This is a genomic window from Blautia aquisgranensis (assembly GCF_040096615.1).
GTDB classification, from domain to species: Bacteria; Bacillota; Clostridia; order Lachnospirales; family Lachnospiraceae; genus Blautia_A; species Blautia_A aquisgranensis.
In genome coordinates, this window is sequence record NZ_JBBMEJ010000002.1 from 259524 (window position 1) to 273159 (window position 13636).

Annotated in this window: 13 protein-coding genes; all 13 read left to right on the forward strand. The window is 45.5% G+C overall.

Going from position 1 to position 13636, the window contains the following annotated elements:
* Positions 1–63: 63 nt before the first annotated feature.
* The 13 genes from WMO28_RS03095 to WMO28_RS03155 all read left to right on the forward strand — a co-directional run bounded on the left by WMO28_RS03095 (position 64) and on the right by WMO28_RS03155 (position 13601).
* Positions 64–384: a helix-turn-helix transcriptional regulator gene (locus tag WMO28_RS03095; protein ID WP_178643863.1), complete on the forward strand. Its 321-nt coding sequence runs from the start codon at positions 64–66 to the stop codon at positions 382–384.
* Entirely contained in the window at positions 381–1031 is a 651-nt protein-coding gene (locus WMO28_RS03100) for an HAAS signaling domain-containing protein (protein ID WP_178643861.1), read from the forward strand. The genes WMO28_RS03095 and WMO28_RS03100 overlap by 4 nt, the downstream gene beginning before the upstream one ends.
* The gene (locus tag WMO28_RS03105; RefSeq protein ID WP_178643859.1) at positions 1024–1962 is read left to right on the forward strand and encodes a DUF4097 family beta strand repeat-containing protein; all 939 of its coding nucleotides are present in this window, start codon (positions 1024–1026) and stop codon (positions 1960–1962) included. The genes WMO28_RS03100 and WMO28_RS03105 overlap by 8 nt, the downstream gene beginning before the upstream one ends.
* A 160-nt stretch (positions 1963–2122) precedes the next feature.
* Positions 2123–4183 carry a sensor histidine kinase gene (locus WMO28_RS03110; RefSeq protein ID WP_349056023.1) on the forward strand — a complete coding sequence of 687 codons (2061 nt, stop codon included), beginning with the start codon at positions 2123–2125 and terminating at the stop codon, positions 4181–4183.
* Between the two features lie 261 nt (positions 4184–4444).
* The gene (cysK, locus tag WMO28_RS03115) at positions 4445–5377 is read left to right on the forward strand and encodes a cysteine synthase A (protein WP_178643842.1); all 933 of its coding nucleotides are present in this window, start codon (positions 4445–4447) and stop codon (positions 5375–5377) included.
* A gap of 322 nt (positions 5378–5699) precedes the next feature.
* Positions 5700–6134: an Rrf2 family transcriptional regulator gene (locus WMO28_RS03120; RefSeq protein ID WP_178643840.1), complete on the forward strand. Its 435-nt coding sequence runs from the start codon at positions 5700–5702 to the stop codon at positions 6132–6134.
* 143 nt (positions 6135–6277) lie between these two features.
* Entirely contained in the window at positions 6278–7141 is an 864-nt protein-coding gene (locus tag WMO28_RS03125; protein WP_178643838.1) for a substrate-binding domain-containing protein, read from the forward strand.
* 104 nt (positions 7142–7245) lie between these two features.
* Positions 7246–8103, forward strand: a complete 858-nt coding sequence (gene pstC / locus WMO28_RS03130) for a phosphate ABC transporter permease subunit PstC (protein WP_178643835.1) — start codon at positions 7246–7248, stop codon at positions 8101–8103.
* Positions 8104–8140: 37 nt separating this feature from the next.
* Positions 8141–9007, forward strand: a complete 867-nt coding sequence (pstA, locus tag WMO28_RS03135) for a phosphate ABC transporter permease PstA (RefSeq protein WP_435375775.1) — start codon at positions 8141–8143, stop codon at positions 9005–9007.
* Positions 9008–9016: 9 nt separating this feature from the next.
* Positions 9017–9775, forward strand: a complete 759-nt coding sequence (gene pstB / locus WMO28_RS03140) for a phosphate ABC transporter ATP-binding protein PstB (protein WP_349056025.1) — start codon at positions 9017–9019, stop codon at positions 9773–9775.
* 4 nt (positions 9776–9779) lie between these two features.
* Positions 9780–10463, forward strand: a complete 684-nt coding sequence (phoU, locus tag WMO28_RS03145; protein ID WP_349056026.1) for a phosphate signaling complex protein PhoU — start codon at positions 9780–9782, stop codon at positions 10461–10463.
* 4 nt (positions 10464–10467) lie between these two features.
* The gene (locus WMO28_RS03150; protein ID WP_349056027.1) at positions 10468–12153 is read left to right on the forward strand and encodes a sensor histidine kinase; all 1686 of its coding nucleotides are present in this window, start codon (positions 10468–10470) and stop codon (positions 12151–12153) included.
* Between the two features lie 137 nt (positions 12154–12290).
* On the forward strand, positions 12291–13601 hold the full coding sequence (locus tag WMO28_RS03155; protein ID WP_349056028.1) for a hemolysin family protein: 1311 nt from the start codon (positions 12291–12293) through the stop codon (positions 13599–13601).
* Positions 13602–13636: the final 35 nt, after the last annotated feature.

The following is a 13636-nucleotide window of genomic DNA, read 5'->3' on the forward strand; positions in this document are numbered from 1 at the left end:
ATATGTAAAATAATTATATATAAAAATTTTATATATAAAATAATTATATAAAGGAGTGGGAGCATGTATTATTATCCGGTGTCGGCAGTGCTGACGGAATGCCTGATTCTTTCTGTTGTGGAACAGAAGGATTCTTACGGATATGAGATCAGCCAGACGGTAAAGCTGGTAGCTGCGATCAAGGAATCCACCCTGTATCCTATTTTGCGGAAGCTGGAGACAGGTGGCTATCTGACGACCTATTCCGAGGAATTCCAGGGAAGGAAGCGGAAATACTATTCCATCACGGAAGAAGGGCGCAGACAGCTGGAATATCTGAGAAAAGAATGGAGAGAATATCGCGACACCATTGATGATATCGTGGAAGGGAGACTGCGGAAATGACGAGAAATGAATATATGGAGCAGCTGAAGAGATATCTGAGGCGACTTCCGAAGGAAGACTATGAGAATGCTGTGGAATATTTTTCGGAATATTTCGATGAGGCAGGACCGGAGAATGAGCAGCAGATGATGAAGGATCTGGGAGATCCTAAGGAAGCAGCAAGAGAAGTGCTCTTGAATCTTCTGGAAGAGAGTGTGGAGAATGGAAGTGCAGAGGAAGCTTCCCGTACGGAAACAGTGAAAACATTTTCGGAAAAGGCACTTCCGGAAAAAAAGAAACGCTCCCCTGGAAAGATCATACTGCTTGCATTCCTGGTGATCTGTGCATCGCCGGTAAGTATCGCACTTCTGATCGCCGGCCTTGCAGTGCTGGCGGCTGTTGTACTGGTGATCGCAGCGGTGATCTTTTCCCTGGCAGTGACCAGCATTGCCACCATAGCAGGCGGAATTATGGTAGTTGGTTTTGGTGCGACACTGGTTATGCGTTCGCTGGCAGCAGCCTGCATGATGGTTGGCGGAGGTTTTCTGCTGGCAGGAGCCGGAATTCTGTTCGGCGTTCTTACCGTATATATCTGTAAATGGTGTGCAACAGGAATCGGACGTCTGGTGAACAGAATGGTGAGAAAGAAGGTAAGCAGACATGAATAAGATCGCAAAAACAGCACTGATAACAGGAACAGCACTTTGTGTGGCAGGAGTTGTCCTTTCAACAGTCGGATATTTTGCCGGGGGAAAGGATTTTTCATATACCTCGAAGCATTTCTATGTGTCCGGCGGAAATTCATCCGAAAAAGATCTGGACATTATGAAAAAACAGCAGATCGATGATTTTTCTGATCTGAATGTAGATTTTCAGGATTTTGATCTGGACATCCGCACTTCAGAAGATGATCATTACTATATGGAATACAGACTTGAAAAAATCGGAGGAGAGAGTCCTCTGACCTGGGGAAACAAAGACGGTGAACTCACAATGAAGGAATCCAATGGTTCTACAGGTGGGTATTTTATAAACTATGATCTGGGCTTTCTGAAAGGCGAAATGGAAGAAACGGAAAAGCAGGACATATTAAATACGGTTATTCTCTATGTACCGGAGAAGGCAGAGCTTTCGAATGCGAAGCTTACATTTTCCAATGGCGACCTGACAATAGAAAAACTGCTCTGCAAAAATATGACAGCGAAATTGGATGATGGAGATCTTTTTGCAGGAGAGTTCCAGGCAGATGAGCTGCAGCTGAAGAACAGTGATGGAGATGTAACGCTGAAAAAAGCGGCTCTTGCAGACGGTAAGATCACACTTGGAGACGGTGATCTGGAAATAGATAAGAGCAGTTTTGACGGCGATATGAAGATCAAAAATTCCAACGGTGATGTTTCCATAGGAACAGATGCAGACAGCCTGGAAAAAACAGATATCTATCTTGAGACTTCCAATGGTTCCATAGACACCGGCAGAATATCGTCTGGCAGCAGCAACAGCGACGACGACACTGCTGTTTATGAGAATAAGGTAAACAATGCAGATGCCAGCCTGGAGGTAAGCAGCAGTGACGGAGATATCACTCTGACTGAATAAAGCCGCGAAAAATTTCGAAGGCTATATGAAATAAATTCGTTACTACGGGAGGATTCTTTTCCTTGTAAAAGAAATAGCAGAATGGTAGAATTGAGATACAGTTTACAATATAATGACATCTGCCACTTTATTAATGAAGCAGGCAGATCAGGAGAGAACAATGGAGAATGTAAACAGACCTCTCAAAAAAATAAAAATCTATTCCCTGCTTACCGGAATCCTCTCATTTATCATACTGATATTCTGTGTACGGATAGTTAATCTGAATATTGTAAAAGAGAAGAAGCTGAGCGCATCTTTTACAGCGGAAACAACGGTAAACAGGATTAAATCACAGATAAACAGATACCTTGTTGTTTCGGAATTTTTCCGGAATATGATCCAGGAAGGGCATGAGCTGGATGATGAGGAATTTACTTTTTTGTCCGAAATGATCTCAGATGATGCCGGAATCATCAAGACGATCGAGCTGGCACCGGATGGAATCGTGAAAGATATTTATCCGCTGAAGGGAAATGAAGCGGCTTTGGGGATCGATATGCTCAATAACCCGGCACGTAAATATGAGGCGAACCTGGCTATGAAGAGTGGCGAATACACGATCGCAGGTCCATATGAGCTGAATCAGGGCGGAATGGGTTCCCTGCTGTTTGAGCCGATCTATGTTTCTGATGCATCAGGAAAAAGTTCTTTCTGGGGCTTTTCGATCCTGGTTCTTGACTGGGAAAAATTTATAAGTGATCTCGAACTGGATAAACTGCAGGATGCTTCCTACTGTTATCAGATCTGGAAGAAATCCGGCAGCACCGGTGAAAAAACGATCATTGCCCAGGGAAACGACGACCTTCATAAGAATGCGCTGGAAATAAGCTGTAAGGTTCCCAATGATACCTGGTATTTCCGGATTGTTCCACACAATGGCTGGATCACAAAAGGACAGATGTTTGCGGAAATCCTGGCAGTACTGGCAGTCGCCTGCCTTGCAACACTTCTCTGCTATCAGGTGCTCCACAGGAAATACAAAGAAAAGCTGTACACAGCACAGATCGAGAAATCCGCAGAGGAAGCAAGGAATGCGAATGAAGCGAAAACAAGATTCCTGTTTAATATGAGCCATGATATCAGGACACCGATGAATGCCATTGTCGGTTTCGCAGGACTCCTTGAGAAGAACATCCGTGACGAAAAGAAATCTCTCGGTTACATAAAGAAGATACAGGTTTCCAGTGATATTCTGCTTACCATTATCAACCAGGTCCTGGAGATGGCACGTATCGAGAGCGGAAAAGCGATCCTGAATCAGGAAGCAGTGAATATTTATGATATGGTGGATGCACTGAATACAGTTTTTGAGGATTCACTTTCCAAAAAATCTCTGGAATATCAGTGCAATGTGAATCTGCAGCATGCGTATATCCTGTGTGATAAGACAAAAGTGGAAGAAATTATTCTGAATATTGTCAGCAATTCGATCAAGTACACCAATCCTCATGGAAAAGTAACCGTGATCATTGAGGAACAGGCTTCAATGGCAGAAAATATGGCTGATTATAAAGTGATTGTAGAAGATACAGGAATCGGAATGAGTGAAGAATTTCTGCCACATATATTCGAAGAGTTTTCCAGAGAGCATACAAGCACAGAGACGAAGGTTGCAGGAACCGGTCTCGGACTTCCAATCGTGAAATCCATGGTTAAGCTTATGGGCGGAACGATCCAGGTTGAAAGTAAGGTTGGAGAAGGTACCCGTTTTACCATCCATATTTCATTCAGGATCGCTTCTGAAGATCAGATCATCCGAAAACAGGAGCGGAGCATTTCAGAGATTACAGAGAAGCTGAAAGGGAAGAGAATCCTTCTGGCAGAAGATAATGAATTAAACGCAGAAATTGCAGAAACGGTTCTTTCAGATGCGGGGCTTGGGGTAATTCGTGTAGAAGATGGAATCATGTGTGTTGCTGAACTTCAGAAGAAACCAGATCAGTATTTCGATGTGATCCTGATGGATATTCAGATGCCCAATATGGATGGCTACACAGCGACGAAGATGATCCGCAATCTGAACAGCCCGAAATCTCATATCCCGATCATCGCCATGACAGCCAATGCTTATGACGAAGACAGACGAAAGGCACACAAGTCAGGAATGAATGGATTTCTTGCGAAGCCGCTGAATGTGGATGAGATGATACGCGAGCTGGGAAAAATATTAAAAGTGTGAACAGAAGAATATATCTGAAAGAGACTTGCAGAAGCAGGAAATAAACCCTGCCTGCAAGTTTCTTTTTTTGCGGTTTTTGTGGCACATTGTGGCTTGTGTTTCTGTACTGTTTTCCGGGAAAAAAATTCCTGCGTTTTTTTGCCGGAAATGTATTGACAAATCCCTGTACTATGATATAATTCAATCAAATCACAGAAAACATATATAGTTACTAGGAAATAAGGAAATGATATAAGACAGGGAAACAAGGAGGATATCATCATGGGTAAAATTTACGGAAGTGCACTGGAACTGATCGGAAACACACCACTCGTAGAGATTAAGAATGTAGAGAAGTCAGAAGGTCTTGAGGCTACTGTTCTTGCCAAGCTTGAGTATTTTAACCCGGCAGGAAGCGTTAAGGACAGAATTGGTAAAGCAATGATCGAGGATGCAGAGCAGAGAGGTGTTCTGAAACCAGGTGCAACGATTATCGAGCCGACATCCGGTAACACAGGAATCGGACTTGCAGCAATTGCAGCTGCCAAGGGATATAAGACAATTCTTACCATGCCGGAGACCATGAGTGTTGAGAGAAGAAACATCCTGAAAGCATACGGTGCAGAGGTAGTTCTTACAGATGGTGCCAAGGGAATGAAGGGTGCGATCGCCAAGGCTGAAGAGCTTGCGAAAGAGATTCCTGGAAGCTTTATTCCTGGACAGTTTGAGAACCCGGCTAACCCGAAGGCACATGCAGCAACAACAGGACCGGAGATCTGGAATGATACAGACGGTAAAGTAGATATCTTTGTTGCAGGTGTTGGAACAGGCGGAACCATCACAGGAACAGGCGAGTACCTTAAGAGCCAGAACCCGAACGTGAAGGTCGTAGCAGTTGAGCCGGCTACATCTCCTGTACTTTCCGAAGGAAAAGCAGGCCCGCATAAGATTCAGGGTATCGGTGCCGGTTTTGTTCCGGATACACTGGATACCAAGGTTTATGATGAGATCATCGCAGTGGAGAATGAGGATGCATTTGAGACATCCAAGCTTCTCACCAAGAAAGAGGGAATCCTTACAGGAATTTCTTCAGGAGCAGCTCTCTATGCAGCAATCCAGCTTGCGAAACGTCCGGAGAACAAGGGTAAAGTGATCGTAGCACTTCTTCCGGACAGCGGAGACCGTTACTACTCCACACCACTGTTCACGAAATAATAAATCATGTTGGAATCTGATGTACCGGATATCTGGTGTATCAGTTCCTTTCCAGAAGGCGGCTTCTTTTGCCCCGAAGCCAGCTTCGGATGGAATATCTGCGGCGCTCTGAATGCCTGTCTGTGCAGGCTGCCGGAGCGCCGGTTTTGTTCCTGGAAAAATGTGTGAAACGTAAGTTTCCTGAAGCTGGTTTTGATTGTATTCTGGGCTGTTTTACGCTATAATAAGTATAACGAATAAAACCTATTAACAATAGGAAGAATTATGGCATAATGACTAATATAAACGAATAAACAAGAATTTTATCGGAGGTAAATATTATATGAGGATTTCTACAAGAGGAAGATATGCGCTGCGTCTGATGCTGGATCTTGCTACGAATTATACAGGCAAGCCGATCCGCCTGAAGGATGTTGCGAAACGTCAGGAGATTTCGGATAAATATCTGGAACAGATCATTTCCATTCTGAATAAGGCAGGCTATGTACGCAGCGTCCGTGGTCCGCAGGGAGGCTACGCACTGCAGCAGACCCCGGATAAATACACGATCGGAATGATCCTTCGCCTCACAGAGGGAAGTCTTTCTCCTGTGGAATGCCTGGACGACAACGGTGCCATCTGTGACCGCGAAGAGAACTGCGTCACCCAGATCCTCTGGAAAAAACTGGACGATGCCATCAAAGGTGTAGTAGACAACATTACCCTGGAAGACCTCATGAACTGGCAGGCTGTTAAAGCTGATGAATACGTGATATAAAAAAAGCTGCGCGAGCAGCTTTTTTATTTTACTGAAATTTTACAGAACCGCGATTTTATATTTTACCTGGCATTTCTATAATAGCACTTGTACTTAAGGCAGTAAGAAAAAACGAATGAATATAGAAAGAGGAGAATTAAATTATGAAAAAAAGAATCGCAGGTATCTTAACAGCAGCACTTATCGGAACAACAGTAATGGGAACAGTAGTAATGGCTGCACCGTCCGGAGCAATCGACGTAATTTCCCGTGAGGACGGATCCGGAACACGTGGAGCATTCGTAGAGCTGTTCGGAATTGAAGAAGAAAAAGACGGCGAGAAAGTCGATATGACAACACAGGAAGCAAGCATCACAAACAACACAGATGTAATGCTTACCACAGTAGCCGGTGATGAGAACTCCATCGGATATGTATCCCTCGGTTCCCTGAACGACACAGTAAAAGCTGTAAAGATCGATGGAGCAGAGGCAACAGCAGCAAACGTAGCAGATGATACATACAAGGTAGCACGTCCGTTCAACATCGTAACAGGCGACAAGCTCAGCGATGCAGCACAGGACTTCATCAACTACATCATGAGTTCTGACGGACAGGACATCATCGAAAAAGAAGGCTACATCAAAGTAGACGAAAAAGCAGACGCATACAAAGCAGGCGATGCAAAAGGTAAAGTAGTTGTTATGGGATCTTCTTCTGTAGGACCTGTAATGGAGAAACTTGCAGAAGCATATCAGAAAACAAACAAAGATATCACAGTAGAGGTTCAGGTCAGCGACTCCACAACCGGAATCAACAGCGCAGCAGAAGGTGTATGTGATATCGGAATGGCATCCCGTGATCTGAAAGACGAGGAGAAAGATAAAGGCATCAGCTCCGAGGCAATCGCAAGAGATGGTATCGCAGTAATCGTAAACAACGGAAATGACCTTGAGGAGCTTTCCAGCGACCAGGTAAAATCCATCTTCACAGGCGATATCACAGACTGGGAAGACGTTACAAAATAATCTCCCGGAAATTGCGAAACTGATTGAAGTATCTTACAAAGAGCGGCGATCATGACAAAGTCAGGAAAGCCGCTCGAGCTACATATCAGAGAGAAAGGTGTTTTATGAATCATTTAGGAGAAAAGGTCATGAAGATCGTCTTCCTTATTGCAGCCTGTGCATCCGTTCTCGCAGTATTTCTCATCTGCGTATTCCTTTTTGCGAACGGACTTCCAGCAATGGGAAAGATCGGTCCCTTAAAATTCCTCTTTGGAACAGAGTGGAGACCAACCAACGACAAATTCGGAATCCTGCCAATGATCGTGGCAAGTATCTACGTAACAGCAGGAGCCATCATCATCGGAGTGCCGATTGCACTTTTTACATCCGTATTTATGGCAAGATATTGCCCGAAAAAAATCTATAAACCGCTGAAATCCGGTATTGAACTGATGGCCGGCGTTCCATCGATCGTATATGGTTACTTTGGCCTGGTTCTCCTGGTACCCCTTATCCGCCAGATCTTCGGAGGAACCGGAAGCAGTATGCTGGCAGCATGTATCCTTCTTGGAATCATGATCCTTCCGACCATCATCGGAGTTACAGAGTCCGCGATCCGAAGCGTTCCTGAGAGCTACTATGAAGGTTCTCTTGCGCTTGGTGCAACAAAAGAAAGAAGTATTTTCTTCGTTATGCTTCCGGCAGCAAAATCCGGAATCCTGGCAGGTGTGGTTCTGGGAATCGGCCGTGCCATCGGTGAGACCATGGCCGTTATCATGGTAGCCGGAAACCAGCCGCGTATGCCAAAAGGACTTCTTCAGGGTGTACGTACCATGACAGCAAATATCGTAACTGAGATGGGATATGCTTCAGGACTTCACAGAGAGGCCCTGATTGCAACAGGAGTTGTACTCTTTGTATTTATCCTGATCATCAACTTAAGCCTTTCGCTTCTGAACAGGAGGGCGGAACATGCAAACTAATGTAACAGCGACCGCAGATCCTGCGGCAGAAACAAATATGAAAAAAAGAAATACACTTTCCATCGGCGACCAGCTGAAATCCTACATCAGCCATCCTGGTGCAGGAATCCTGGCATTCCTCACACTGCTGGGAGCAGTGCTTACATTTGCACTGTTGTTTTTCCTCATCGGCTATGTGCTTGTAAAAGGTATCCCCTACCTGAATGCAAGCCTGTTCAGCCTGACCTACACATCGGAGAATGTCTCCCTTCTTCCGTCACTGATCAATACTCTGATCATGACCCTGGTATCCCTTGCCATTGCAGCGCCGGTAGGAATTTTTGCAGCGATCTTCCTTGTAGAATATGCCAAAAAAGGCAGCCGTTTCGTAAATCTGATCCGTATCACGGCAGAGACACTTTCCGGTATTCCATCTATCGTATATGGTCTGTTCGGTATGCTGTTCTTCGTAACAGCCCTGCACTGGGGAATGTCCCTTCTTTCCGGTGCCCTTACCATGGTGATCATGGTACTTCCGCTGATCATGCGTACCGCGGAGGAGGCACTGAAAGCAGTTCCGGATTCCTACCGTGAAGCCAGCTTCGGACTTGGAGCAGGAAAGCTCCGTACCATCTTTACTATTGTACTTCCGTCAGCAGTTCCGGGAATCCTTGCAGGTGTGATCCTTGCAATCGGACGTGTGGTAGGTGAGACAGCAGCCCTTCTTTATACCTCCGGTACTGTTGCAGCAGTTCCGAACAGCCTTATGGGCTCCGGACGAACACTGGCTCTTCACATGTATGTGCTCTCCAGCGAGGGACTTCATGTAAACCAGGCATCTGCAACAGCTGTAGTCATTCTGGCATTTGTACTTGTTATCAACGGACTGTCCGGTCTGGTAGCCAGAAAAATTGCGAAAGGATAATGATCGATCATGAGTGAAAAATCAAAAATTTCAATTGATAATATGAATCTCCATTACGGAAGCTTTCATGCCCTGAAGGGAATCAATATGGAGATCCCGGAAAAGGAGATCACAGCATTTATCGGACCAAGCGGCTGCGGTAAATCCACACTTCTGAAATCTTTAAACCGTATGAATGACCTTGTGGAAGGCTGTACCATCACAGGAAAGGTAGAGCTTGACGGGGAAGATATTTACGGAGATATGGACGTGAATCTTCTGCGTAAACGTGTGGGTATGGTATTCCAGAAGCCCAATCCGTTCCCAATGAGCATCTATGATAATATTGCATACGGCCCGAGAACACACGGTATCCGTTCCAAGGCGAAGCTGGACGAGATCGTGGAAAAATCTCTCCGTGATGCAGCAATCTGGGATGAGGTCAAGGACCGTCTGAAAAAAAGTGCTCTTGGAATGTCAGGCGGACAGCAGCAGCGTCTCTGCATCGCACGTGCCCTTGCAGTACAGCCGGAAGTACTTCTGATGGATGAGCCTACATCTGCCCTGGATCCGATCTCCACATCCAAGATCGAGGATCTGGCTGTAGAGCTTAAAAAGGATTACACCATTGTCATGGTTACGCATAACATGCAGCAGGCAACACGTATTTCCGATAAGACAGCATTTTTTCTGCTTGGAGAAGTAGTGGAATATGCAGACACAGACAAGCTGTTCTCCATGCCTGCAGATAAGCGTACAGAGGATTATATTACAGGAAGGTTTGGTTGATATTATGTCAGAACGTTTTGTAAGACAGCTGGAAGAACTTCATGTTGAGATGATCACACTTGGAAGTCTCTGTGAAAAAGCAATTTCTCTTTCTGCCAAAGCGATTCAGGGTGAAGGTGGGATGACTCTCATTGGCAAGATCTTTGAGACGGAAAAAGAGATCGATGCACAGGAAAGAGAGATCGAAAATCTCTGCATGAAGCTTCTTCTTCATGAGCATCCGGTAGCCGGAGATCTGCGATCCATTTCCGCAGCGCTGAAGATGATCTCCGATATGGAACGCATCGGTGACCAGGCAGCAGATATTGCGGATCTTTCCAAGCACATCGAGGACAAAGCAGTTACCGGAGATATTATTAATATCCGGAAGATGGCAGAGGATACTGTCCGCATGGTAACCGAAAGTATCGATGCTTTCGTAAAAGGTGATCTGGAGCTTTGCAGACAGGTGATCACAGATGACGATAAAGTCGATGATGCTTTTAATGAGATTAAAGAAAAGCTGGTTGAGATTTTAAGCGATGGAAAACCGGATGTGCGTATCGGACTTGACATTCTCATGGCAGCGAAGTATTTTGAACGTATCGGCGATCATGCAGTGAACATTGCCGAGTGGGTAGAGTATTCCATCACAGGAACTCACAGAAACAGCAGCAGTCATACGGATAATTATTTTGTTGGAGAATAATGTTTTGAGTAAAAAAATCTTCAAATACATCATGCTGGTCTCATCACTGGTTACAGTGCTGGGACTGGCATTTGTCATTGGAATTCTTTATCATTCTTTTCAGGGACAGCTGATGGATGAGCTTAAAAAAGAGGCTGTCTATATTTCCAGAGGTGTGGAAAGTGCAGGTACAGACTACCTGCAGAGCCTGGGTCATGACGATTCCAGGATTACTTATGTGGATAAAAGTGGAAAAGTCATCTACGATAATGAAGCAGATGTGGAAACTATGGAAAATCATGGCCACCGTAAGGAAATCCGGGAAGCGGAGTTAGGTGGGGAGGGTACAGATGAAAGAATGTCGTCCACACTTTCCGAAAAAACCATGTATTACGCGCTGCGCCTGGATAATGGCAATGTGCTGAGAGTTTCCAGTACCCAGGATTCTGCGATCGCGTTGCTTTTTCAGCTGATTCCGCCGCTGATCGCAGTGCTGATCCTTATGCTGGTTCTGTCGGGAATCTTTGCATCCAGACTTTCCGGGAAGGTAGTTGCACCGCTGAACGATCTTGATCTGGATCATCCGGAGGAAAATGACGTATATGAAGAAGTGGAGCCTCTTCTCAGCAAGATATACAGGCAGAACCGTCAGATCCGTCTGCAGCTTGAGGCAGCCAGAAGGCAGCAGAAGGAATTTTCCATTATTACAGAAAACATGCAGGAAGGACTTCTTGTGATCGACCGTTATACTATGGTTCTTTCCGGCAACTCCAGTGTAGGAAGGCTTCTCAAGGTAAAAGAAGTGAAAACAGGGGAAAGTGTGTATTCCCTGAACCGGTCTGAGGAGTTCCGCACAGTTGTGGAACAGGTTCTGGAAGGAAAACACGAGGATAAGATCCTTCGTCTGGATGGCAGTGATATTCAGGTGATTGCCAATCCTGTTACCCGTGAAAATAATATAGAAGGTGCAGTTATACTTTTGGTGGATGTGACAGAAAAAGTAGAGCGCGAGCAGTTACGCAGAGAATTTTCTGCCAATGTTTCTCATGAACTGAAAACGCCGCTGACTTCCATTTCCGGCTTTGCTGAGATCATGCAGGACGGTTTTGTGAAGGAAGAGGATGTGAAGGCTTTTGCAGGGCGGATCTACAAAGAAGCCCAGAGACTGATTCATCTGGTAGGGGATGTGATCCGGATTTCCCGCTTAGATGAAGGAGGCCTTCCGTACCAGTGGGAAAGCGTTGATCTGTACAGCATGACACATGATATTTTTACCACACTCCATGAAGCTGCCAGAAAGCAGGATGTACATATGTATATGGAAGGTGGAAACACGGTTCTGGATACAGTGCCTACGATCATGGAAGAAGTACTTTATAATGTATGCGATAATGCGATTAAGTACAATCATCGTGGCGGCGAGATCTTTGTGAAGCTGAAGGATGACGGAGATGTAGTCAGTGTGACTGTGCGGGACACAGGAATCGGAATTCCAAAGGAGGATCAGGAGAGGATCTTCGAGCGGTTTTACCGGGTGGACAAGAGCCATTCCAAGGAGGTCGGGGGAACCGGTCTTGGACTTTCTATTGTGAAACATGGGGTGAAAACACTGGAAGGACGGTTGTGGCTTAACAGTGAGCCCGGACAGGGAACGGAGATCATTATGGAATTTCCGAAGCATCATATTGAAAAAAACGAGGCAGCGGAGTGAGCAGAAAATCCGCTGCTTTTTTATGCCATGGTTTCCGATGACAGGAAGGTTTGACAGACGATATCAATTGTGTTATCGTAACGGAATCAGGCAGTTATGTTATATCAAGGGACTAATACATTTAGGGGAATAAAAACATGATACAGGCAATTATTTTACTGGTGGTTCTGATCTTTCTGAACTCTGTTTTTGCGGGAGCAGAGATTGCGGTTCTGTCCATGAATGAACCGAAGATGAAGGAGCTGGCAGAGGGCGGAGACCACCGTGCACAGATATTGATGAAGATATCAGAACAGCCGGCACATTTCATGACGGCGATCCGTGTGACTGTGACTACGGCCGGATTTCTGCAGAGTGCTTTTGCAGCGGAATATTTTGCACAGCCTATGGCAGCAGCCCTTTTGAAAGCCGGAGTGGATATACCACAGAATGTTCTGAAAGTGATCTGTATGATCATTGTGACCGTGCTGCTTTCCTATGTGAGCCTTCTTTTCGGAGAACTGGTGCCCAGACGACTGGGAATGAAGAATGCAGATGAGTTGTCCTTACGTCTGGCAGGACTGCTTCATGCAGTGCTCATTGCAGTATGGCCGGTGACGGTACTTCTGACAGCAACAGCCAACGGTGTTCTCAGATTAATGGGAATCCGTCCTGAAGAAAAAGAAGAGCAGGTCACAGAAGAAGAGATCCGTATGATGATCAGCGAGGGAAATGAGCAGGGCAATATTCAGCAGGAAGAGAGCGAAATGATCCGCAATGTTTTTGACCTGGATGATACGACTGCAGATGAGATCTGCACGCACAGGCGTGATGTGGTGGTCCTTTATATGGAAGATCCTGATGAAAAATGGGAAGAGACTATAAGAGCGAACCGTCATACCTGCTATCCGGTATGCGGGGAAAACCAGGATGATATCGTTTATATCCTGGATACCAGAGATTATTTCCGCCTGAATAACAGAACCAGAGAGGCTGTTTTGAAGGAAGCCTGTTATCCGCCGTTTCTGGTACCGGAGTCCATGCGTGCGAATCTGATCTTTCGTGAGATGCGGGAGAAGAGAGATTATTTTGCGGCAGTCCTGGATGAGTATGGATGCTTTGTGGGAATCGTGACACTTCATGATCTGGTGGAAACACTGGTGGGAGATATTGATGACCGCACAGATCTTCCGAAACCGGATGACATCGAAAAAACAGGCGAGCATGTCTGGAGAGTTCAGGGTGGTGCCATTCTTGACGATGTGGCAGAGGCCATGGATGTTGAACTCCCGGTGGAGAAATACGACACTTTCAGCGGCTTTGTATGTGGTGTGCTGGAGAGGGTACCGGAGGATGGAGAAAAATTCCGCTGCCACTGGAAAAATCTCGATATCGTGGTAGACCAGGTCAGAAATCATACAGTAGCAGAGGGCATTGTTCATGTCCGGTCTGAGAAAAAAGTTATTTGACATATTTTACGGCATATTTTCACTGATGTTTTCGC